21 protein-coding genes are annotated in these 23461 nt (G+C 57.4%); 11 read left to right on the forward strand and 10 right to left on the reverse strand.

The window, feature by feature from the left end; genetic code table 11:
- Positions 1-273: 273 nt before the first annotated feature.
- The 7 genes from hpxK to DZE2538_RS15310 all read right to left on the reverse strand — a co-directional run bounded on the left by hpxK (position 274) and on the right by DZE2538_RS15310 (position 6792).
- Positions 274-1539 (reverse strand): allantoate amidohydrolase, encoded by a 1266-nt coding sequence (gene hpxK, locus DZE2538_RS15280; protein WP_038916714.1) that lies wholly within the window; start codon positions 1537-1539, stop codon positions 274-276.
- Positions 1536-2780 carry a pyridoxal-phosphate-dependent aminotransferase family protein gene (locus tag DZE2538_RS15285; protein ID WP_023640588.1) on the reverse strand — a complete coding sequence of 415 codons (1245 nt, stop codon included), beginning with the start codon at positions 2778-2780 and terminating at the stop codon, positions 1536-1538. Before DZE2538_RS15285 ends, hpxK begins: the two co-directional genes overlap by 4 nt.
- A gap of 62 nt (positions 2781-2842) precedes the next feature.
- A complete protein-coding gene (locus DZE2538_RS15290; protein ID WP_012885902.1) occupies positions 2843-3574 on the reverse strand; it encodes an amino acid ABC transporter ATP-binding protein in 732 nt (243 codons plus the stop codon).
- Positions 3555-4211, reverse strand: coding sequence for an amino acid ABC transporter permease (locus DZE2538_RS15295; RefSeq protein WP_019845237.1), 657 nt, complete (start codon positions 4209-4211; stop codon positions 3555-3557). The genes DZE2538_RS15290 and DZE2538_RS15295 overlap by 20 nt, the downstream gene beginning before the upstream one ends.
- Complete coding sequence (locus DZE2538_RS15300; protein WP_012885904.1) at positions 4211-4876, reverse strand: amino acid ABC transporter permease; 666 nt, start codon at positions 4874-4876, stop codon at positions 4211-4213. The genes DZE2538_RS15295 and DZE2538_RS15300 overlap by 1 nt, the downstream gene beginning before the upstream one ends.
- A 9-nt stretch (positions 4877-4885) precedes the next feature.
- Positions 4886-5677, reverse strand: coding sequence for a transporter substrate-binding domain-containing protein (locus DZE2538_RS15305; protein WP_019845236.1), 792 nt, complete (start codon positions 5675-5677; stop codon positions 4886-4888).
- A 275-nt stretch (positions 5678-5952) separates the two neighbouring features.
- Entirely contained in the window at positions 5953-6792 is an 840-nt protein-coding gene (locus DZE2538_RS15310; RefSeq protein ID WP_038916715.1) for a MurR/RpiR family transcriptional regulator, read from the reverse strand.
- A 226-nt stretch (positions 6793-7018) separates the two neighbouring features.
- Here DZE2538_RS15310 and DZE2538_RS15315 point away from each other — a divergent pair, with 226 nt between their 5' ends.
- Genes DZE2538_RS15315 through hpxZ form a run of 4 tightly spaced genes read left to right on the forward strand, consistent with a single transcriptional unit; the run spans position 7019 to position 10634 of the window.
- On the forward strand, positions 7019-8608 hold the full coding sequence (locus tag DZE2538_RS15315) for a gamma-glutamyltransferase family protein (protein WP_038916716.1): 1590 nt from the start codon (positions 7019-7021) through the stop codon (positions 8606-8608).
- 27 nt (positions 8609-8635) lie between these two features.
- Entirely contained in the window at positions 8636-8833 is a 198-nt protein-coding gene (gene hpxX / locus DZE2538_RS15320) for an oxalurate catabolism protein HpxX (RefSeq protein WP_012885908.1), read from the forward strand.
- On the forward strand, positions 8830-10242 hold the full coding sequence (locus tag DZE2538_RS15325; RefSeq protein ID WP_038916717.1) for an AtzE family amidohydrolase: 1413 nt from the start codon (positions 8830-8832) through the stop codon (positions 10240-10242). The genes hpxX and DZE2538_RS15325 overlap by 4 nt, the downstream gene beginning before the upstream one ends.
- On the forward strand, positions 10239-10634 hold the full coding sequence (gene hpxZ / locus DZE2538_RS15330; RefSeq protein WP_012885910.1) for an oxalurate catabolism protein HpxZ: 396 nt from the start codon (positions 10239-10241) through the stop codon (positions 10632-10634). The genes DZE2538_RS15325 and hpxZ overlap by 4 nt, the downstream gene beginning before the upstream one ends.
- Positions 10635-10838: 204 nt before the next feature.
- Here the strand turns inward: hpxZ and puuE are convergent, their stop codons facing one another.
- Genes puuE through DZE2538_RS15345 form a run of 3 tightly spaced genes read right to left on the reverse strand, consistent with a single transcriptional unit; the run spans position 10839 to position 13323 of the window.
- The gene (gene puuE / locus DZE2538_RS15335) at positions 10839-11786 is read right to left on the reverse strand and encodes an allantoinase PuuE (RefSeq protein WP_038916718.1); all 948 of its coding nucleotides are present in this window, start codon (positions 11784-11786) and stop codon (positions 10839-10841) included.
- A 59-nt stretch (positions 11787-11845) separates the two neighbouring features.
- On the reverse strand, positions 11846-12583 hold the full coding sequence (gene hpxA / locus DZE2538_RS15340) for an allantoin racemase (protein WP_023640595.1): 738 nt from the start codon (positions 12581-12583) through the stop codon (positions 11846-11848).
- Positions 12580-13323, reverse strand: a complete 744-nt coding sequence (locus DZE2538_RS15345; RefSeq protein ID WP_038916719.1) for a GntR family transcriptional regulator — start codon at positions 13321-13323, stop codon at positions 12580-12582. Before DZE2538_RS15345 ends, hpxA begins: the two co-directional genes overlap by 4 nt.
- Positions 13324-13477: 154 nt before the next feature.
- Here DZE2538_RS15345 and DZE2538_RS15350 point away from each other — a divergent pair, with 154 nt between their 5' ends.
- The 7 genes from DZE2538_RS15350 (at position 13478) to DZE2538_RS15380 (ending at position 23400) form a co-directional block, all read left to right on the forward strand.
- Positions 13478-14962 (forward strand): NCS1 family nucleobase:cation symporter-1, encoded by a 1485-nt coding sequence (locus tag DZE2538_RS15350; RefSeq protein ID WP_012885914.1) that lies wholly within the window; start codon positions 13478-13480, stop codon positions 14960-14962.
- A gap of 223 nt (positions 14963-15185) precedes the next feature.
- On the forward strand, positions 15186-16988 hold the full coding sequence (atzF, locus tag DZE2538_RS15355; protein ID WP_038917203.1) for an allophanate hydrolase: 1803 nt from the start codon (positions 15186-15188) through the stop codon (positions 16986-16988).
- A 17-nt stretch (positions 16989-17005) separates the two neighbouring features.
- Positions 17006-17722 carry a GntR family transcriptional regulator gene (locus DZE2538_RS15360; RefSeq protein ID WP_038916720.1) on the forward strand — a complete coding sequence of 239 codons (717 nt, stop codon included), beginning with the start codon at positions 17006-17008 and terminating at the stop codon, positions 17720-17722.
- Positions 17723-18371: 649 nt separating this feature from the next.
- Positions 18372-19574, forward strand: a complete 1203-nt coding sequence (gene proV / locus DZE2538_RS15365; RefSeq protein WP_019845226.1) for a glycine betaine/L-proline ABC transporter ATP-binding protein ProV — start codon at positions 18372-18374, stop codon at positions 19572-19574.
- Positions 19567-20757 (forward strand): glycine betaine/L-proline ABC transporter permease ProW, encoded by a 1191-nt coding sequence (gene proW / locus DZE2538_RS15370; protein ID WP_038916721.1) that lies wholly within the window; start codon positions 19567-19569, stop codon positions 20755-20757. Before proV ends, proW begins: the two co-directional genes overlap by 8 nt.
- Before the next feature lie 146 nt (positions 20758-20903).
- Entirely contained in the window at positions 20904-21914 is a 1011-nt protein-coding gene (gene proX, locus DZE2538_RS15375; RefSeq protein WP_038916722.1) for a glycine betaine/L-proline ABC transporter substrate-binding protein ProX, read from the forward strand.
- Between the two features lie 283 nt (positions 21915-22197).
- Positions 22198-23400, forward strand: a complete 1203-nt coding sequence (locus DZE2538_RS15380; protein ID WP_038916723.1) for an MFS transporter — start codon at positions 22198-22200, stop codon at positions 23398-23400.
- Positions 23401-23461: the final 61 nt, after the last annotated feature.

Below are 23461 nucleotides of genomic sequence, written 5' to 3' on the forward strand. Positions count from 1 at the left end.
TCATTGCACGCACGACAAGGAGAGGTGCAAGCGCCACCTCTCCTTGACCACTGGCTGGTGGCTAAACTGCGGCGCTACGCGCTACCTTCGGCGTTCGACTTCGCGGTTCGGGCCGCCCGTGACGTGTTCCCAACACGGCACGGGCTTTCGCGACGTCCTGTCGCTCACCCGGCGAAGCCGCCCACCTCAGCGCAGTTTTTGACGCCGGAAAGATGCTTCATCCTGTAGTTAATGCGATTGTCAGCAGTCTGAAGAGCGCTCAGGCACTCTTGATTATCGGTATCCCCACACCGTGAGTAGCAGCGCCTGCAACGCCTGCGCGACATCATCGGTCAATACCGATTCGTCAGGGTGATGGCTGATGCCGCCCTTGCAGCGCATAAATAGCATCCCCACCGGCCAACGTTCGGCGATGGCAATGGCATCATGTCCGGCACCGCTTGGCAGCAACAGGTTCTCACCTTGTACCTGCATCACCGCCGCCGACAGCCGCTGTTGCAGCGTCTCATCGCAGCGGGTGGCAGCAATACGGTAGTACTCTTGTGCATCGAAGGTACACCCGCGTTGCATGGCGATATCCTGCGCCAGTGTCAGCAACCGTTGCAGCAGCGCATCCAGCGGCGTATCGTCCGGCCCGCGAATATCCAGCGTCAGGCGTACCTCGCCGGGAATCACATTGGCCGCACCGGGCAGGCACTGCAATGTACCAAAGGTCGCCACCAGATAAGGGTCACTCTCTCGTGTCATCTGCTCTGCCTGCGTCATCCAGCTCGCCGCCGCCGCCAGGGCATCCTGACGTTGCGACATCGGCACGGTTCCCGCATGGCCAGCGTGGCCGGTAAACGTGCAGTTCAGCCGCCGGGCACCGTTAATAGCCGTGACCACGCCCAACGCCAGTCCAGCCTGTTCCAGACACGGACCTTGTTCGATATGCAATTCCAGATAGGCCAAAATATCCGTGGCTGGTCGTGCCGCCTGAGCGATAGCGTTCGGGTCCAATCCAACCTGTGTTAGCGCCTGCGCCACGGTAACGCCGTTGGCATCCGGGCGCGACAGCCAGCCCTCAGGCCAGGTGCCGGTTAACCCACGACTGCCCAGCAGCGTGACATCAAAACGGGTGCCTTCTTCGTCGCCAAAACCGACCACCTCCAGTGCCACCGGCAGTCGAATACCGTGCTGATGCAGGAATGACACCGTTTCAATTGCCGCCAGCACCCCCAGCATACCGTCGTAACGTCCGGCGTTACGCACGGTGTCGAGGTGTGACCCCATCAGCAGCGCTGGTGCGCCCGGCGTACTGCCTTCATAACGACCGCAGATGTTACCCACGCTGTCCTGCCACACCTGCATCCCGGCGTCACGCATCCACTCGCCGGTTTGCTGGTTGGCCTGCATATGCTGCGCCGACAGATAAACGCGGGTGAGCTGGTCAGGGGTTTCACTGATGGCCGCCAGTTGATCGCAGCGCGTCATCACCCGTCGGGCGGCGGCCTGCGCATCAAAATCCGTCATCATGCCTTCCATCAGCACCTCGCTCATGTCGACGCCTGCGTGGCGTCGTACACATTCCAGGCCGCCTGCAACGCCGCCCCTTGCACAGAACGGAAACCAAGACGGTTCAATACTGCTTCCAGCGCGGTCAGCGTTTGCATCACACAGTCTTTGCGTGCGTTGTAGCCCATGGTGCCGATACGCCAGATTTTGCCCTGCAACGGCCCGAACGAGGTGCCGATTTCGATGGCGAAATCTTCCAGCAACAGCTTACGTACCTGCTCGCCGTGAATACCCGACGGAATAACCACGCCCAGTACGTTACTCATCTTGTTGGCGATGTCGCCGTAGGGCTGTAACCCCATGCCTTCGATACCAGCCAGCAGCGCCTTACCGTGCAACTGGTGACGGGCGATACAGGCATCCAACCCTTCTTCCAGAATAATGCGCGCGCACTCACGGGCGGCGAACAGCATGCTGGTGGCTTCGGTGTGGTGGTTCAACCGCTCCGGTCCCCAGTAATCCATGATCATGCCGAGGTCGAAATAGTTGGAGTAAATCATCTCGTCGTCACCGTCCTGATGGTCGGTGGTGCGGATCCCCTGCTCTACGCATTTACGCTGGCGGATCACCGCTTCCATACGCGAACTGAGCGTCACCGGCGAGCTGCCGGAGGGGCCACCCAGGCATTTCTGCAACCCGGCAGAGACCGCATCCAGCCCCCAGGCATCGGCTTCCAACGGGTTACCGCCGAACGAGGCGGTGGCATCGGAGTAAAACAGGACGTCATGACGACGGCAGATCTCCCCGAGCTCCGCCAGCGGTTGCAGCATCGTCGTGGAGGTATCGCCTTGTACGGTAAGCAGCAGGCGGGGTTTTACCCGCTTGATGGCGTCTTCTATCTGATCGGGCGTGAATACTTCGCCCCACGGCACCTCGATGGTGTGAACATCGGCGCGGCAGCGGCGAGCAATCTCACACAGCAAGTGGCCGAAACGGCCAAACACCGGCACCAGCACCCGGTCACCAGGGCGGATAGCCGAGACCAAAATAGCCTCAATGCCCGCACGGGAGGTGCCGTCTACCAGCATGGTCCAGCGGTTGTCGGTACGGAACAGTTGGCGGTACAGCGCCATCACCTGGTTCATGTACCCGGTCATCGCCGGGTCATACTGCCCGACCAGTTGGCTGGCCATCGCGCGCAGTACACGCGGGTCGGCATTGATCGGGCCAGGCCCCATGAGCAAACGATGGGGCGGATTGATCTGCGCAAACAGGTCGTTAGGCATGTGATGAACTCCTGATGTCCTTGATAACATGAAAATCGTAATAGCCGATACCGCTCACGGCGCTATAGCCGTACCGAGGCGATAAACTGTTTCAGTTCGGCGGTCTGTGGGTTGGCAAACAGCGCATCGCCGCTCCCTTGTTCCCACACGGTGCCCTGATGCATAAACACCACCCGATCGCCCACTTCGCGGGCAAAATTCATCTCGTGGGTGACCAGAATCAGCGTCATACCTTCAGCCGCCAGTTGCTCCAGCACCTTCAACACTTCACCCACCAGCTCCGGGTCCAGCGCGGACGTAATTTCATCGCACAGCAGCACTTTCGGGTTCATCGCCAGCGCACGGGCGATCGCCACACGCTGCTGTTGGCCGCCGGACAAATTTGACGGGTAGTAATCGATACGCTCCCCCAGCCCGACCTTCTCCAGCATCCTCACGCCCAGTTCCCGGCACTCGGCGGCGCTTTTCCCCAGCACCAGCTTGGGTGCCAGCATCACGTTTTCTAACGCGGTCATATGCGGAAACAGGTTGAAGTTCTGGAAAATCATGCCGATAGAGCGGCTGATCTCCCGCGCTTGCGAGTCACGGTCGGTGACGGTCATTCCGCCCAGTTTGATACTGCCGTCCTGATAGCCTTCCAGCCCGTTGATACAACGCAGCAGGGTGCTTTTGCCGGAACCGCTACGGCCGATGATGGAGATAACCTCGCCCGCATCAATATCCAGATCCACCCCTTTCAGCACGTGGTTCTGGCCGTAATATTTATGAACCTGATTAATGGTGATGAGCGGCATTGAATTTCTTCTCCAGATAACGGCTGTAGTACGACAACGGATAACACAGCAGGAAATAACCCAGCGCCACCAGCCCGAACACCTTAAACGGCTGGAAGGTAACGTTATTGAGCATGGTGCCGGCTTTCGTCAGGTCAACAAAACCAATAATTGACGCCAGTGCGGTGCCTTTAATCACCTGTACCGAAAACCCCACCGTCGGTGCAATGGCGATACGCATCGCCTGGGGCGCGATCACCCGGGTCAACGTCTGTGTGAAGGTCAACCCCAGACAACGACAGGCTTCCCACTGCCCTTTCGGCAACGCCTGTACGCTGCCGTGCCAGATATCCAGCAAGAACGCGCTGGTAAACAGCGTCAGCGCCAGTGAAGCCGCCGTCCACGGGCTCACATCGATACCGAACAACCCCAGCCCGAAAAACGCCAGAAACAGTTGCATCAGCAGCGGCGTGCCCTGAAACACATCGGCGTACAGCCGGGTCAGGCGCATCGGCCAGCGGCGTTTCGTCAGGCGCAGTAATAACAACGGTAACGTCACCACCGCGCCGCCAAAAAAGGCCACCAGCGACAGCAACACCGTCCAGCGCCCGGCCAGCAGCAGGTTGCGCACAATATCCCAGTCAGTAAATGTCATCATCAGCGCGCTGTCCCCAGAAAACGTCGCCCGACCAGCAACAGCAGTTGACGCATCAGCATCGACAGCACCAGATAGCAGAGCGTGGTCACCAGATACACCTCAAAACTGAGGAACGTCCGTGACTGAATTAAGTTAGCGGCAAAGGTCAGTTCCTCGTACGACACCTGCGATACCACGGAGGAACCGAGCATCACGATGATGCACTGACTGACCAGTGCCGGATAAATCCGTTGCAGCGCGGGTGGCAAAATCACCCGCGTAAAGGTCTGGGTGCGTGATAATCCCAGCACCCTTGCGGCTTCCCACTGGCCCTTCGGTGTCACCTGGATGCCTGCACGAATAATCTCCGTGCTGTACGCGCCCAGGTTCACCAACATCGCCAGTAGAGCGGCCTGACCGGCGGTGAGTTTGAGCCCCAACCCCGGCAGACCGAACACGATGAAAAACAGTTGCACCACAAACGGCGTGTTGCGGATCGCTTCGACGTACAGGCCCCACAGGCGGCTGACGAAGGTTGGCTTACCGCTGCGTAATGCCGCACCGCAAATACCGATGGCAATCCCGCCCAGTGTTGCCATCACCGTCAATTGCACAGTGACCCATAAACCGGCCAGTAACTCCGGCCAGTATGGCCACAGCGCCGCGAAATGAAGCTGATAAGTCATGGCGTATCCTTAGGCACCCAGATTGGCTGGCAGCGGCGCTTTCAGCCATTTTTCGGACAGGCCGTTAAGCGTGTTGTCCTTGAGCGCTTTTTCAATCAGTTCGTTGACTTTCGCTTTCAGCGCAGGCTCGTCCTTTTTCAGACCGATATAGCAAGGCGAGTCTTTCAACATGAATTTGGCGACCGGCGCTTTCTCCGGGTTCTTCTCGGCAATCGCCGCCACTACCAGGTTACCGGTAGCGATATACTGCACCTGACCGGACATATAAGCCGACAGCGTGGTGTTGTTGTCTTCGTAGCGCTTGATATCAGCGGTTTTAGGCGCGATATCGGTCAGCACCATGTCTTCCACCGCGCCACGGGTTACCCCGACGGTTTTGCCTTGTAAGGCATCCGGCGCGGTGACCGTCGTATCTTTCGGGCCGAACACGCCCAGGAAGAACGGTGCGTAAGCGCTGCTAAAGTCGATCACTTTTTCACGTTCCGCATTTTTACCCAGGCTGGAAATCACCAGATCCACCTTGTCGGTTTGCAAATACGGCACGCGGTTGGCACTGCTCACCGGCACCAGCTGCAACTTTAGTTTCATCTCGCTGGCCAGATAACGGGCCATGTCGATGTCGTAACCCTGCGGCTGCAAATCAGTACCGACCGAGCCAAACGGCGGGAAGTCCTGCGGCACCGCGACACGCAATACGCCGCGCTTCTGGATATCCTGCAGTTGATCCGCCATCGCTTGTCCAGCCTGAACCATCAACAGCGCTGCACCGACTACTGCCAAAACACGTTTTCCGATCTTCATTGCTGTGCCCCCGGTTAAGTTAATTTGAAACCAAAGATTCTTCAATAAAAATATTGAAACCTTTGTTGCAGATTAAAAAGCAAAATGCATGCCAGATAATCAACCGGCATGACACGGCGATACGAAGAGAGCAGCACAGGCAGATTCAGGGAATAACGGCAAGTTTCATCGTCAGGAAACGCGCCCGGCTTTCAACCTGCAGCGCACAATGACAGGGCATTAAAACGGGAATTGATTGCACCAAAATAGAACATTTGCACCAGTGGAGCGCGCAACTACCGCTGTTCCAGCTCGTCGAGTTGCAGGTAAAGATCGGCAATATCGTGGATACGTTGACGCCCTTCCGCCAGCATATGGTGCAGCAACGCGTTGCTGATGAGGTTGACCAGACTCATGGCCCCAGCATAGCTATCAAACGCCGACACGCTATCCAACGGTGCGCTCAGCACCCAGGACGCCAGCGGCGGCAACGCGTGGACTTGCGGCTCACACAGCAGCAACACCGGAATCTGTCGGGTATGCAATTGCTGCAGCAAAGGCTGAATCAAGCGTGGACGGCGACGGAACGCCACCACAATTACCACATCCTGCTCGTCGAGATCCGCCAGTTCCTCCGCCAGCGTCTGGCCGGGCTGCGCCAGTAACGGCACCTGCGGACGGATTTGCAGCAGTTGCTGACGCAGGTGTAATGCTACCGGGTAGCTGTTGCGTAGCCCAAGAATGCAGACGCGCCGGGCCTGCTGCAACGCGCCGATAACCGCACCGAACTGCTGCGGGTCTATCTGGTTGACCCATTGCGTCAGGTTAGCCATCTCCTGCTTGTAATGGCGCGCCAGCAGCGTATTGCCCTGTACCGCGTCCCGGTTATCGGTCAACGGCATCCCGCTCTGGCGCAGAGTGCGCAGTTCATCGCGCATCTCGCGGTAACTGGTGTAGCCGAGGCGGCGGAACAGGCGGCTGACCGTGGCCTTGGAAACGCCACTCAGCCGCGCCAGTTCAGCGCTGTTATAGCTGATGAGGTCATCCAGGTGGTCAAAGATAAACTCCGCCACACGCTGCTCCTGCGGCGACAGTTCGCTGTACTGGCTGCGCAACCGTTCATCAATCTGCTTCATGCCTGCCCTTGTCATTATCTAACATCTAAACGCTATAAGTTTGAGCGCGCCGGGTTTGAACGCATTAAGTTTGAGCGCGGTAAGTTTGAGCGCTGTAACTTTTGTTTCATCTTTTCGACGCTATGATGAACATAGCATACAACCGTCGGTCGGCAGCAAGCAGAAAAGATGGAACGGCTTTTGCTTAGCATCGACCACCCTACTGTCCACCAAGAGTCTTACCCTCATGATGCAAAGTAATATCGCCCCGTCGGGCATGGCGGTCACACCGCATCATCTTGCCAGCGCCAGCGCACAGCGTGTGTTACGCGCCGGAGGCAATGCCATCGAAGCGATGGTCGCCGCCGCCGCCGCTATTGCCGTGGTGTATCCCCACATGAACAGCTTAGGCGGTGATGGTTTCTGGCTGATTGTGCCACCGCAAGGCCAGCCTATCGCCATTGACGCCAGTGGTGCCGCCGGTTCGCTGGCGACCCGCGCACGCTACGCCGGTGAAAGCCGCATTCCGCACCGTGGCCCCGACGCTGCGCTGACCGTCGCCGGGACGGTAGGCGGCTGGCAGGAAGCGCTGAATTACGCGGCAGAACTGGATCTGGGTGCGCCCCTGCCGCTGACACAGTTGCTGGATGATGCCATCCACTATGCACGCCACGGTATCCCGGTTACCCAGTCGCAGGAAGACGCGCTCACCAGTCGCCAGCACGAACTGCGCGATTTCTCTGAATTCTGCCGGGTCTTTATGCCGCAGGGTGCCATCCCTCGTACTGGCAGCCGCTTCACCCAGCCTGATCTGGCCGATACGCTGCAACAACTGGCCCAAGACGGGCTGGACAGCTTTTATCGCGGCGCGCTGGCCGCTCGCATGACGAAGCAGATGGCGGCGCTGGGCATGCCGGTCACGCAGGAGGATCTGGCGAATTACCGCGCCCGCCGTACCGTGCCATTGGTGTTGAAACACAGCCACGGCGAGGTCTTCAACCTCGCGCCGCCAACACAAGGGTTGGTCTCGCTGGCGATTCTCGGCATTACCGACAAGCTGGGGATGGCCGATCTCAGCGACAGCCAGACCATCCACCGGGTGGTGGAAGCCACCAAACTGGCGTTTGGGCTACGCGATAGCTACATCACCGATCCGAAACTGATCACCCAGGATATTCAGGCCCTGCTGTCCGATAGCCACCTGAAAGCGCTTGCGGAAACCGTCAACACCCGCGCCGCTGCGCCCTGGGGCGAGGGCAAAGGGCCGGGCGATACCGTCTGGATGGGCGTGTGCGATCACCATGGGGTGTCGGTCTCGTTCATTCAGAGTATTTATCATGAATTCGGTAGCGGCATGGTGCTGCCGGGTACTGGCGTGCTGTGGCAAAACCGTGGCGCGTCTTTCAGCCTGGACCCGAACCACTTGCTGGCGCTGGAACCGGGTAAACAACCCTTTCACACGCTGAACCCGGCGGCGGCGCGCCTGTCTGACGGGCGCACGATGGTTTATGGTTCGATGGGCGGTGACGGCCAGCCGCAAACACAAGCCGCGTTGTTTATTCGTCATGTGATGCAAAGAGTGCCATTGCAACAGGCGATTACGGCACCGCGCTGGTTGCTGGGGCGCACCTGGGGGCAGTCGACCGATACGCTCAAGCTGGAGGATAGGTTCATGCCCGCTACCATTGATGCGCTGCGTACCCTCGGTCACGATGTGGAACTGCTGACCGGATTTAGCGAAACCGTCGGTCACGCCGGTGCGATTGTTCGTCACGTCAACGGCATGCTGGAAGGTGCCAGCGACCCGCGCAGCAACGGCAGCGCAGCCGGTTATTAATCTTTCAACCCGATGAAGGTGCTGATTATGAAAAACAGGGATATCGATCAGGACACGCTGGCCGCGTACCTGCAACAGATGGAAACCCTGATGGGGCTGGACCTGGACGAGGCTCGCCGTCAGGAATTGCACGTCCAGTTCAGCCGCATCGCCGCTATGGCGCAACCGCTGATGGCGTTTACGTTGGATGAGCGTCAGGAAGTGGCGGGGGTCTACCAGCCATGAATCCCGCGCAACTGTCTATTCGCACATTGCAGGCTGAACTGGCGGCAGGTCACCTGTCCGCCACCGACATTGCCCGCGACACCCTGGCGCGCATCGAGCAACATAACCCGGCGGTCAACGCGTACACCGCCGTCACTGCACAGCGTATGCTGACAGAAGCCAACGGCATTGACCTGAAACACCGCTTAGGCGAGCCGCTGCCCGCACTGGCCGGAGTACCCTATGCGGTGAAGAATCTGTTTGATGTCGCCGGTGAAACCACCCTGGCCGGGGCCAGGTTATTTAGCCAGCGTGCTCCCGCTACTCAGGATGCGTTCGCGGTGCGCCAGCTACAGGCACAAGGTGCGCTGCTGTCCGGCCTGCTGAATATGGACGCCTACGCTTACGGCTTTACCACTGAAAACACGCACTATGGTGCAACCTGCAACCCGCATGATGTGACCCGTATCGCGGGAGGGTCGTCCGGTGGTTCAGCCGCCGCGGTCGCCGCCGGTCTGGTGAATTTCTCGCTGGGCAGTGATACCAACGGCTCGATCCGGGTTCCGGCTTCGTTGTGCGGTATTTTCGGACTGAAGCCGACGTTCGGACGGTTATCACGTCAGGGAACGCAGCCATTTGTCGGCAGCCTCGATCACATCGGCCCGCTGGCACGCAGCGTAGACGATCTGGCGCTGGTCTATGACGTGTTGCAAGGTCGCGATCCGGCCGATCGGTTTCAGGCGGATCAACCACTGCGATCCACGGTGCCGTCATTGTCTGACGCAGCCCCGCTACGCAGTCGGGTATTGGGGGGTTACTTCGCACAATGGTGCGATGAACAAGCCACCGCTGCCGTGCAGCACGTCGCCGACGCCTTAAACGCCGACAGCGAGGTGAGGCTGGATAACGCCGCGCTGGCACGTACTGCGGCATTTATTCTTTCCGCCAGCGAAGGCGGTAATCAATACCTGCCAGCGCTACAGGCCACACCGGAACAATTTGAGCCACTGTCCCGTGAACGGCTGTTGGCTGGCGCAATGATCCCGGCGGCCTGGTATGTACAGGCTCAGCGCTTTCGCGATCATTTCCGCCGTGAAGTGCTGGCGTTATTCAACGACACCGATCTGCTGATTGCGCCAGCGACCCCGTGCCCGGCCACCCCGATCGGTCAGGAAACCATGCGCATCAATCACACCGATTTACCGATCCGCGCCAGCATGGGCATGTTAACCCAGCCCATTTCGTTCGTCGGCCTGCCAGTCGTCACCGTACCGCTAGCAACCGCCAGTGGGCTACCGATCGGTGTGCAGTTGATCGCCGCCCCCTGGCGGGAAGACGTGGCACTGCGCGCCGCATGGCATTTAGAACAACAGGGCATCGCACAGGCGCTGCCACCGATGACGTTTTACCCACAAGGACTTTCCGCATGACATCCGAGAACACGCAGTCTGACATTAATATTCCCGAAGTACTGGCTGAGGTCACCGACGCCTTTTACCGTTACGAAAAGGCGCTGACCGGCAACGATGTTGACGTGCTGGACCAGTTGTTCTGGCACGATGAGCGCACAGTGCGTTACGGCGCGTCTGAAAATCTGTACGGCATCGAGCAGATCCGCGAATTTCGTGCCGCACGTCCCTCCGCCGGGTTGGACAGGCAGTTGCAAAACACCGTGATCACCACCTACGGCCGTGATACGGCGGTCGCCAGTACCGAATTTCGTCGTGAAGGCAGCGAGAAAATCGGCCGTCAGATGCAAACCTGGCGGCGTACCGAGCAAGGCTGGCGCATCGTGGCGGCCCATGTGAGCCTGATGGTGTAACCCCTGCGCATCCCTGTCGGATAGCGACTGTATTGGCTATCCGACGTCCCGCCAGAGGTGGCAACCGAAACACCGCCCCCAGCAAGCCCAGTTGTGACACAGCCAGGCGCTATCACCGACAAAAAAGCCAGGCAATGAAACCTATAGGTCACATTGTCTGGCTAACACCGGTAACGCTGTCGGTACGATGAATGCCTTATCGCATCAGCCCTGATAAGGGTGGACCCGATACCAGTGCTCAGCGATATCCTGACGGCGACAGACCCACACCCGCTCATGCTGTTGGATATAATCGAGGAAGCGTTGTAACGCCCGGAATCGTCCCGGTCGCCCCAGCAAACGACAGTGCATACCAATCGACAGCATTTTCGGCGCGTCATCCCCTTCGGCATACAGCACGTCAAAACTGTCCTTCAGGTAATTGAAAAACTGCTCGCCACTGTTAAAACCCTGTGGTGATGCAAAGCGCATGTCGTTGGCATCCAGCGTGTAGGGGACGATCAGATGCGGTTTCACCTCGCCGTCGGCGCGCTGCACCGGCAACCAAAACGGCAGGTCATCACCATAATAGTCGCTGTCGTACAGGAAGCCGCCCTGCTCCAGCACCAACTGTCGGGTGTGGGGGCTGTCGCGGCCGGTATACCAACCCAACGGCGGCTGACCGAATAAATCGGTGTGCACGGCGATGGCCTGTTGCAAATGCGCCCGTTCAGTATCGATATCCATATTCTGGTAGTGGATCCAGCGCCAGCCGTGGCTGACCACGTCGTAGTCCGCCGCCTTGATAGCCTCGACCACCGCCGGGTTTCGCGCCAGCGCCATCGCCACGCCAAACACCGTCATCGGCAAGCCACGGCGTTGAAACTCCTGATGAATACGCCAGAAACCGGCACGAGAACCGTATTCATAGAGCGAATCCATCGACATATGCCGCGCCGGGTAACTGGCTGCCCCGATAATATCGGATAGAAACTGCTCGGAACCGGCATCGCCGTGCAGCACATGATTTTCGGACCCTTCTTCATAATTCAGAACAAATTGCACCGCGATACGTGCCTGTCGGGGCCAGCGGGCATGCGGCGGTTTTCCGGCATAACCAATTAGATCGCGCGGATAGTCAGGGTCTGTACCCCAGAGCTGAGAAAGTGTCATGGTCTCTTTCCTTTAATGATGACGGCAACGGCGCGCTCATTACTTATCATGATCAATGCTTAGCGCAACGGCGCACATGCGCCGGTTAACGGCTTGTCGAGTGGGTAGTCGAGATCGCCGTGTTTACTGGTGGTCAGTCCCAGTCCAACCAGTGACTCCACCATTTTTACCGCCGCACCAACGCCATCGATCACCGGGATCCCCAACTCCTGCGTCAGCGCCTGTGCCAGATCGGCCATGCCGCCACAGCCCAGCACAATCGCACCGGATCCATCCTGCCGTTTCGCTTGTATACACATTTCCCGCACTTTATGTTGTGCCAGACCTTGCCCATCCTCCAGTGCCAGCACCGGCAAATCGATCGCGTGCAACGCGGCGCAGTGGTGCTCGAAACCGTAACGCTGCAACAGATGACGGGCGATGATAAGCGTGCGCGGCAGCGTGGTGACAATGGAAAAACGCGTCGCCACCAGCGTTGCCAGATGCATCGCTGCCTCCGCTATCCCCACCACCGGCGCGCTTGCCAGCTCCCGTGCCGCCAGCAGACCGGGGTCGCCGAAACAGGCGATGACATGCCCGCTGACCCCTTGCTCACGCCCCAGCCGCACCTGCTCCAGCACGCCCAGCGTCGCCACGGCTTCATCAAAATGCCCTTCAATCGACGGCACGCCCTGCGATGGGCACACCGCCAGAATCTCAGTACCGGCCGAGGCCACTCGCCGTGCCGCTTCACCGATGGTTTCCGTCATCGCCAGGCTGGTATTAGGGTTGATTACCTGAATCACGCATCGGCTCATTCGGCCTGCTCCTTGTTAGGGTGTTCGGACGATTTGAACTGGCTGAACAGCCGTGAAAAATCCGGTGTGGTCACACTGTCGCCGCCAAAGCGCAGGCTGGCGACGATGTCGTCGAAATGCTGTTGCATTGCGGTCGTCAGCGCTTGCAGGTCATCCTTACGCAGCAGAGTCAGTAAATCCTGATGATCATGACAACGGCAGCCTTGCTGCCAGGGCGCACCATACGCGGCGATCACCAGCGACGATCGGAGCGTTAATTGCGACACCATGCCGGTCAGTACAGTGTTACCGGAAATCGCCTGCAACTGTATATGAAAAGCGGCCGACAGGCGGATCGCCTCCGGCCCATTACGATCCTGATGGGCTTTTTCTTCTGCCTCCATCAGTTTCTCCAGCGCCACCAGGTGCGGCGGCTGGCAGTGAGCCAGCACCGCGGGCAGGTTAGCGCACTCCATCAGGCTACGAGTTTGAAAGATCTCACGCGCTTCTTCTACCGTCGGTGTCGCCACCTGTGCACCACGTTTGGGCAACAGCGTGATCATTTGCACCGTTGCCAGACGCTGTAACACCTTTCGGATCCCAGTACGGCTCACCCCAAACGCGTCTGCCAACGCTTCTTCCGGCAGACGAGCCCCAGGCAATAACTGATGCTCAACAATCGCGTTTAACAGCGCCTGATAGATAACGTCATCTTTTTGCTCGAAAAATGTCTCTTGTCCGAGACCATAAATATCGTTCATTGGCTTCTTCCGTCATCACGTCACCACCAGATCGTACACAAAAAATAAAATTATTGTATACAAAATTCACCGATCTGGCCCAAATCCTGCAACACCTCACAGGACAGGTTATTCACCTCTATTTTTCATCGTCATCAAAAAAGGAGCAGATTCCATGCCAGAAAATATGACGCCCGCCGGAAGCGCTCCGGCACACTACAGCCCGAGACTGTGCAACGAAGACCTGGCGCCGACACGCGAGCAGAACTGGTCCTGGTACAATATTTTTTCCTTCTGGATGTCGGATGTTCACAGTATGGGCGGCTACGTGGTCGCGGCCAGCTTCTTTACACTGGGCCTGGCCAGTTGGCAGGTGCTGCTGTGCTTGCTGGCCGGTATTTGCATCGTGCAGTTGTGTGCCAATTTAGTGGCTAAACCCAGTCAGCTCAGTGGCGTGCCCTATGCGGTGATTTGTCGTCAGTCCTTCGGGGTGTTCGGTGCCAACATTCCAGCGGTCATCCGTGGATTGATCGCCTTCGCCTGGTACGGCATCCAGACGTATCTGGCGGCCAATGCGTTGATGCTGGTGTTGCTGAAATTCGCCCCTTCTCTTACCTCGCTGACCGCCAGTCACTGGCTGGGCCTGTCGACACTGGGCTGGCTGTGCTTTGGTGTGATGTGGCTGTTGCAGGCCATGGTGTTCTGGCACGGCATGAGCGCCATCAAGCGCTTTATCGATGTCGCCGGTCCGGCGGTTTACGTGGTCATGCTGGCACTGGCCGGGTGGATTGTATACAAAACCGGGCTGGAGAATATCTCTTTCACCCTGAGCAGCAAATCGCTCAGCGGCGGCGAGCAGATCTGGCAGATGATCACCGCGACCGCACTGGTGGTGTCCTATTTCTCCGGTCCGCTGCTGAACTTTGGTGACTTTTCCCGCTACGCTAAAAGCATGCAGGAAATCCACCGCGGTAACCGCTGGGGGCTGCCGTTCAACTTCCTGCTGTTCTCCATCGTCACAGTGGTGATTGTCTCCGGTACCCAGTCCCTGTTCGGTCAAATGATCACCGACCCAATCGAAACCGTTAGCCGCGTCGGCAACAGTGTGGCGGTCGCGTTGGGCCTGCTGACCATGATTGTCGCGACCATCGGTATCAATATTGTCGCCAACTTCGTTTCCCCGGCGTTCGATTTCTCCAACTGTGCACCGCAACGCATCAGTTTCCGCACCGGTGGAATGATTGCCGCCGTCGGTTCAGTGCTGCTGACACCGTGGAACCTGTTCAATTCACCGGAGCTAATCCACTACACGCTCGACGTGCTGGGGGCATTTATCGGTCCGTTGTTCGGCATTCTGCTGGCTGACTTTTACCTGATCAAAGGCGGCAAGATCGATGTCGACGCGCTGTTCAACGATACCCCGAACGGCCGCTACTGGTACCGTAACGGCATTAACCCCAATGCGGTGCTGGCGCTGCTGCCATCGGTCGCAATCGGGCTGGTGATCAGTTTTGTACCCGCCTGGCATGAGGTTGCCAATTTCAGTTGGTTTATCGGTGTTGGCTTAGGCGCAGGCAGCTACCGTTATCTGGCTCGCCGGGAAAAAGCCCGTACGCCAGCGGCCGCCAGCCTGTCAGGTTTAGTACTGGGTAAAGAATAATCCCCCACCACCGGATCGCCGTGAATATTGCGATCCGGTGTTTTATCCTGCCGTATTGCCCCATTTTCGTCCTCGCCTTGCATTCGGTTGTGCCATGACGGTGCGTTTTACACAGAGATCTGCCCCTCCCTTTAGCAATAAACCCAAAGGAAACAGACAATTAAAAGATTGGCATAAGGTTTGAATGTTGCATTCTATCTTGTATACAAACTGGAATGCATTGATGACATCACACACCCCTTATATCGGCCTGACTCTCCCCCAGTGGCAACATCACTACCAGCTCGCTTCTGACGAGGTGACTGAAACGCTGCTGGCTGTCTGGCGCTCACTGCGCGCCGAAGACCCGGCGTGGATTTATCTGCCAAACGAAGCCAACGTCCGCGAGCAAATCACCGACCTACTCAGCCGACCCGACGCGAAACACTTGCCGTTGTATGGCGTTCCGTTTGCGGTCAAAGACAATATCGATGTTGCAGGCTGGCCCACCAGCGCGGCCTGCCCGGCGTTTACCTACACCGCCACACAGGACGCCACCGTGGTAGCACGCCTGAAGGCCGCCGGTGCGATCGTGGTTGGCAAAACCAACCTTGACCAGTTCGCCACCGGGTTGGTGGGCACCCGCTCACCGTTTGGCGCGGTGCCTAACAGCATCAAGCCAGAGTATGTCAGCGGTGGCTCCAGTTCCGGTTCCGCCTCGGTGGTTGCGCGCGGGCTGGTACCGTTCGCGCTGGGTACCGACACCGCAGGTTCCGGCCGCGTTCCCGCCGGTTTCAATAATATCGTCGGGCTGAAACCCACCAAAGGCTGGCTGTCAACGTGTGGGGTCGTCCCTGCCTGCCGCCTGAACGATTGTGTGTCAGTGTTTGCATTATCCGTGCAGGATGCCTGGCTGGTTACCACACTGGCGGGCGGTTATGACGAGGGTGACGCGTATTCGCGCCACCACCCACGCACCACGCCAGCGAATGTCTCCGCACGGTTACGACTGGCAGTACCGCATCCACTGGAGTTTTTTGGCGACCAGCAAGCGGAGCTCGCGTTTCAACAAGCGCTATCCGGTTTGCAGGCGATGGGCGCGACACTGGAGCCGGTGAACTTCACCCCGTTCACACAACTGGCGCGCCAGCTCTATGAAGGGCCATGGGTGGCAGAACGTACCGTGGCCGTTGGCGCGTTACTGCATGAGCAGCCAGAAGCCATGGACCCGGTGGTACGCGGTATTATCGCTAAAGGTTCCGACTACCGTGCTGGTGAGGTGTTTGCCGCAGAATACCTGCGTGCGGAACTGGCGCGACAGATAGCAGGCACGCTGAACGGGTTTGATGCACTGGTGGTCCCCACCACGCCCACCATTCGCACGCAAGAAGAGATGAAACAGCAACCCGTGCTCTACAACTCACAGTTCGGCTTCTACACCAACTTCACCAATCTGGCGGATTTGTGTGGACTGGCATTACCGGCACCGTTTCGTGAAGACGGCCTGCCCGCCGGTATTACGCTGATAGCACCGGCCTGGCATGACGCGGCGTTGGCGGCGTTTGGTCAGCGCTGGCAATCTGCCACGGCGCTGCCGTTGGGTGCCACCGGTCAACCTCTGCCGCCACTGTCTGCACCACAGGTGCCATCGCCCCACCATGTACGGTTGGCTGTAGTGGGCGCTCACTTAACGGGGATGCCGCTTAATTTTCAATTGACTACCCGCGATGCCGTCAAAGTGGAAGAGACCGTCACCAGCGCTGACTACCGCCTGTACGCACTGGCGAATACCCATCCCCCTAAACCGGGGCTGGTCAATACCGGGCAAGGGCAACCCATTGCGGTAGAACTGTGGGATATTCCGCTGGCGCGTTTCGGTGAATTCGTTGCCGAGATCCCGCCACCGCTCGGTATCGGCACGCTGACACTGGCAGACGGACGCCAGGTCAAGGGGTTCATCTGTGAACCAGCAGCACTGGACGGTGCCGAGGACATTACCGCCTTCGGCGGCTGGCGTGCCTTTATCGCTCAGCGTTCGTCGACCTGACGTTGGGAGGAAACCTTATGCAATTCGCCGCACCCGACACACCGACAACGCGTCGCCAAGGTAAGCCATTGGTATTAGCAGAGCAGGTTTATTTACAGCTGAAACAGGATATCTTCGATTTCCGGTTACTTCCGGGAGATCGCTTTACGGAACACGAACTGGCTGAACGCCTGTCAGTCAGCCGTACACCGATCCGTCAGGCATTGTTTCGGCTGGAAACCGAAGGGTTTGTGCGTGTTTACTACCGCAGTGGCTGGCAGGTTAAGCCGTTCGACTTCGCGTACTTCGAAGAGTTGTATGACCTGCGCATCGTACTGGAACGCGAAGCGGTACAACGGCTGTGCGCACTACCGCCAGACACCTGCACCACACTGCTCCAGCCTCTGCGCCAGTACTGGATAGACGAACCACAACAGGAAGACGGCAAGCAGGTTTCACAGCAGGATGAAGCCTTTCACCTGGCCTTAGTCGCTGCCGTCGGCAACCGTGAAATGGCGCGTGTCCACCGTGATGTTACGGAGAAAATCCGTATTATTCGTCGGCTGGATTTCACCCGTCAGGACCGGATTCAGGCAACGTATCAGGAGCATGCCGCCATCCTGCAAGCTATCTTCATTCAGGATACAGACCAGGCCTGTCAGCACCTTACGCAGCATATTGCTGATAGCAAAGCGGAGGTGCGCAACATTACGCTGCATCTGCTACAACAGGCCAGAAGTCAGACGGTGATTTGACCTCTCTTTTGATAGCTATTTTTATATAGGTAGCACCTACTCCCCGGCAGTAGGTGCTATCTGGCTGACGCAATTTGACTGGCGGAAACACGCATCGCCGGTGACTTATTTCTTTCATGAATAATCAGAATCATCCGATTATTCCCGCAAAATAACCCATCGTTTCACCCACTATTATTTCAACGTTGAGGGCTATCAATATTCGGACAATTCACCCTCCTCCCACCCTCTCTCATCAGGGGGTAACACACTATAACGATAATCTATTTCCCATCATTAACATCACTCGCCAAATATGAATACATGATTAAATCAACACATTTTATCGACTTAAAAACCTTACAAAATTCATTGTTATAAACATAAAACCTCGCCTTACAAAATGGCCAGCAAAAACAAACAACCAAGACAATCAATACGTTGAATTAAAATGATAAAGTAATTACCAAAAGGACAGAAAAGTAAGACAAAAAAGCCTAAAAAATCAGTCCCTCATTCACAATAAAATATCGACACCATGAACAATCACATCACACAGCATATAACCAAAGGGTTGTCACAACATCCATTTCTGGTTAGGGTATAAAAAGTTTTGTTCATCATGAGGCAGAAATAGAAAAATCAAACCACACAGGAAACCCTGAATTACATGGCAATTAAAATTGAAATAAAACATCTGTATAAAATATTTGGTGAGCATCCCAACCGGGCATTCAAGTTACTGGAACAAGGGATGAAAAAGGACCAGATATTTGAGAAAACCGGTCTGACGGTTGGCGTAAAAGACGCCAGTCTGGCCATTGAAGAAGGCGAGATTTTTGTGATCATGGGATTATCCGGCTCCGGTAAATCCACTCTGGTACGCCTTCTCAATCGCCTGATTGAACCCACTCGTGGCCAGGTGCTGATCGATGGCGAGGATATTTCCCGCCTGCCGGATAGCGCGTTGCGTGCGGTACGTCGCAAGAAACTCAGCATGGTGTTTCAGTCGTTCGCACTGATGCCACATCTGAATATTCTCGACAATACCGCATTCGGCCTGGATCTCGCCGGGGTTCCACGTGAGGAGCGCGAGCAAAAAGCGCATAACGCCCTGCAACAGGTCGGTCTGGAGGCATACGCCAATGCCTATCCGGACGAACTCTCCGGCGGGATGCGCCAACGCGTCGGTCTGGCCCGAGCATTAGCGAATGACCCCGATATCCTGTTGATGGACGAAGCGTTTTCCGCCCTCGACCCGTTGATCCGTACCGAGATGCAAGATGAGCTGATTAAGCTACAGGCCCGTCAGCAACGCACTATCGTGTTTATCTCACACGATTTGGACGAAGCGATGCGCATCGGCGATCGCATTGCCATCATGCACAGCGGCGAAGTGATTCAGGTTGGCACGCCGGATGAAATCCTCAATAACCCGGCGAACGACTACGTACGCACCTTCTTTCGCGGTGTGGATATCAGTCAGGTATTCAGCGCCAAAGATATCGCGCGCCGTCGTCCGGTAACGATCATCCGTAAGACGCCGGGTGTCGGCCCGCGCTCAGCGCTGAAGATCCTGCAAGAGGAGGATCGTGAGTATGGCTATGTGTTGGAGCGGGGCCGCAAATTTATCGGCGTAGTCTCCATTGATTCACTCAAGCAGGCACTGCGTGAGCAGTTGTCACTGGAGCAGGCCTTGCTGTCGGCGCCAGTACCGGTTCCGGCGGATATGCCGCTCAATGAGCTGATATCTCAGGTGGCACAAGCCCCCTGTGCAGTACCGGTTGTGGGTGAACACCATGAATACCTCGGCATTATCTCTAAAGGGATGTTGTTGCAGGCACTGGATAAGGAGAGCACGCTCAATGACTGATACCACACACGATTCGATGGACGAAACCCAAACACCCGATGCGGTGGTCAATACGGCCACGCCACATACCTCGGGCCACCCGGCCCCTGCAGACCCGTGGGCGGCGGCATCCTCGCCGACAGACGCGTCATCAGCAGGTAATCCCCCTGCACCGGACACCAACGCAGATCCCTGGAACACAGCACCGCCGCCAGCTGCCAGCGATGTACACCAGAATGGAGGCGACTGGCTCAACACCCCCGCTCCGGCGCAGGAGCATGTTAGCCTGATGGACCCGTTCCAGCATGCCTGGATCCCGCTCGATCGCTGGGTGACAGAAGGCATCGACTGGCTGGTACTGCATTTTCGCCCGCTGTTTCAGGGGATCCGGGTACCGGTGGATGTCATCCTGACCGGTTTTCAGCAACTGCTGACCAGTGTGCCCGCCCCCATCGCCATTCTGGTGTTCTCACTGCTCGCCTGGCAGATCGCCAGTTTCGGCATGGGCGTGGCGACACTGTTGTCGCTCATCGCCATCGGCGCTATTGGCGCCTGGTCTCAAGCGATGGTAACGCTGGCGCTGGTACTGACCGCGTTGTTCTTCTGCATCATCATCGGGTTACCACTGGGTATCTGGCTGGCGAACAGCGACAGAGCGGCTCGTATTGTACGGCCCCTGCTGGATGCGATGCAGACCACACCGGCGTTTGTCTATCTGGTACCCATCGTGATGCTGTTTGGCATCGGTAATGTGCCGGGCGTCGTGGTCACCATTATTTTCGCTTTGCCGCCGATCGTCCGTCTGACCCTGCTCGGTATCCGCCAGGTACCGGCTGATTTGGTTGAAGCCGCGCAATCTTTCGGCGCCAGCCCGCGCCAAATGCTGTTTAAGGTCCAGTTGCCGCTGGCGATGCCCACCATCATGGCGGGTATCAATCAGACACTGATGCTGGCGCTCTCTATGGTGGTGATCGCATCGATGATCGCTGTCGGTGGGCTGGGACAGATGGTACTGCGCGGCATTGGCCGTCTCGACATGGGGCTGGCGTCCATCGGCGGAGTCGGCATCGTGATACTGGCCATCATTCTGGACCGGCTGACCCAATCACTGGGGCAGGATGCCCGCAGTCGTGGCAACCGCCACTGGTCCCACCGTGGGCCGCTGGGGCTATTGCTTCGCCCCTTCATCGCCCCTCGGGCCTGACCCCACTCGGACGATAGCGTCTGACACTGCGGCTGGCATCGTCCCGCCGCACACACGGCTATCAGCGCCCGCGCGCACCAGACCCTGTATTGAATGACAACATGAGGACTATCCACATGAAGACTATCCACATGAGGACCATCCGTATGCGTACACGTCGCTTCGTCACCGGCATGGCAACGCTTGCCGTGACGACGGTACTCAGTACCAGCCTGTTTGCCGCCGATAACCTTCCCGGCAAAGGCATCACCGTTAAACCGGTGCAAAGCACCATCTCTGAAGAAACCTTCCAGACACTGTTGGTCAGTAAAGCGCTGGAAAAACTGGGCTATACCGTCGATAAACCCAGTGAAGTGGATTACAACGTCGGCTACACCTCGATCGCCAATGGCGACGCCACCTTTACCGCCGTCAACTGGCAACCGCTGCACGACGATATGTATCAGGCCGCCGGGGGCGATACCGCCTTCTATCGTCAGGGAACCTATGTTGCAGGTGCCGCGCAAGGGTATCTGATCGATAAAAAAACCGCCGACCAGTACCACATTACTCGTCTTGATCAGCTAAAAGATCCGAAACTGGCCACACTGTTCGACACCAATGGCGACGGCAAAGCGGATCTGACCGGCTGTAACCCCGGTTGGGGCTGCGAAAGTGTGATTAATCACCAGATTCAAGCCTATGGACTGAGTAGTACCGTCAATCACAATCAGGGCAACTATGCGGCGCTGATCGCCGACACCATCGCTCGCTACAAACAGGGTAAACCGATTCTGTATTTCACCTGGACGCCATATTGGGTGAGTGACGTACTGGTGCCGGGGCGCGACGTTGTCTGGTTGCAGGTACCGTTCTCATCGTTGCCGGGCAAACAAAAAGATACCGATACCAAACTGCCTAACGGCGCGAATTATGGCTTCCCCGTCAATAATATGCGCATTGTCGCCAATAAGTCGTGGGCGCAAAAAAACCCGGCGGCGGCAAAACTGTTCGCCATCATGACGTTACCACTGGCCGACATTAACGCCCAAAACCTGCGAATGCATCAGGGTGAAGCCTCTCAGAAAGATATCGAGCGCCACGTCAACGGCTGGATTAACGCTCATCAGGCACAGTTTGACGGTTGGATTAATACTGCCCGCGCTGCCGCACAATAAGCTATCCCGCTGTAAGCCCCCCGCTGAGTGCACAGAGGATACCCGCCCCGGTATCCTCTGTTTTTTCACCCACCGCCATACCAGAGTGCGTTCCTCTTTCCCCACCCGTCATCCTGCCGTCTTTCGTTTTTACCGGTAGCCAAACATCATCGGACCTTTCAGGAAAGGCTGATAAAACACCTTATTATTTTCAAAGAAATTTATAAGACAAATTGCTGGATTCTCAGATGTGACTGTTCAATACTGAACCATCACTTAATGCAACATCAAGTTAACACGCCTCATGTCTGTATCTTCTACCAAGCCCGTCGGCCTGAGTCCGGCAATGACGTTATTAATGTCCGCTGCCACCGGCCTGGCGGTCGCCAGCAACTATTACGCCCAACCGTTGCTGGATGCTATCGCCCATGCGTTTAGTTTATCGGTCAATCAGGCCGGTTTTATTGTGACCGCCGCCCAACTGGGCTATGCCTGCGGCCTGATGTTTCTGGTGCCGTTGGGTGACCGATTCGAACGCCGCAGCTTAATTGTCATCATGACACTGCTGGCTGCAGGCGGCATGCTGATAACCGCTTCTGCACCGTCGCTATGGCTGATGGTGGCGGGTACCGCTATCACCGGGCTGTTTTCGGTAGTGGCGCAAATTCTGGTGCCGCTGGCCGCGACGCTTGCCTCACCGGAAAACCGGGGTAAGGTCGTTGGGACTATCATGAGCGGCCTGTTGCTGGGGATCCTGCTCGCAAGAACACTGGCAGGCGCACTGGCTTCGCTGGGGGACTGGCGTACGGTATATTGGGTCGCCAGCGCGTTAATGACGGGAATGGCGTTATTGATGTGGCGTTCACTGCCGCAGTATCACTCCTCCACCGATCTGAATTACCTGCAATTGCTGGCATCCATCTTCCAGCTCTTCGGCCGTTCCCGTGTACTGCGCACCCGCGCGATACTGGGGGCGATTTCATTTTCCAACTTCAGCATCATGTGGACATCCATGGCGTTTCTGCTGGCAGCCGCGCCTTATCACTATAGCGAAGGCGTGATCGGCCTTTTTGGCCTGGCTGGCGCTGCGGGTGCGCTATCCGCCAGTCGGGCAGGTCGACTGGTTGATAAAGGCAAAGCCAAACTCACCACCACCGTCGGCTGGTTGCTGCTGGTGTTGTCATGGCTGCCAATTGCCGCAGGCGTCACTGCCGTGGTGCCATTGCTCATCGGCATCGTGTTACTGGATATGGCGGCACAGGGAACCCATGTCACCAATCAGAGCGTGATTTACCGTATGCACCCGGAGGCACGCAACCGTCTCACCGCCGGGTACATGACCAGCTATTTTATTGGCGGTGCGCTCGGTTCGCTGATCTCTGCCTACGCCTACCAGCATTTCGGCTGGCTAGGTGTGTCGAGTGCCGGAGGGCTGTTGAGTTTGCTGGGGTTACTGGTGTGGTGGCGCAACCATCATCACGAATTATCGTTACCGGAAGCAGACTAAAGATTACCGCACGGCGGCACGTTGATGGCCATGTCTTCGTGTGATGGCCAATATTATTTGG

It is taken from the genome of Dickeya zeae NCPPB 2538 (genome assembly GCF_000406165.1).
Taxonomy (GTDB): Bacteria; Pseudomonadota; Gammaproteobacteria; order Enterobacterales; family Enterobacteriaceae; genus Dickeya; species Dickeya zeae.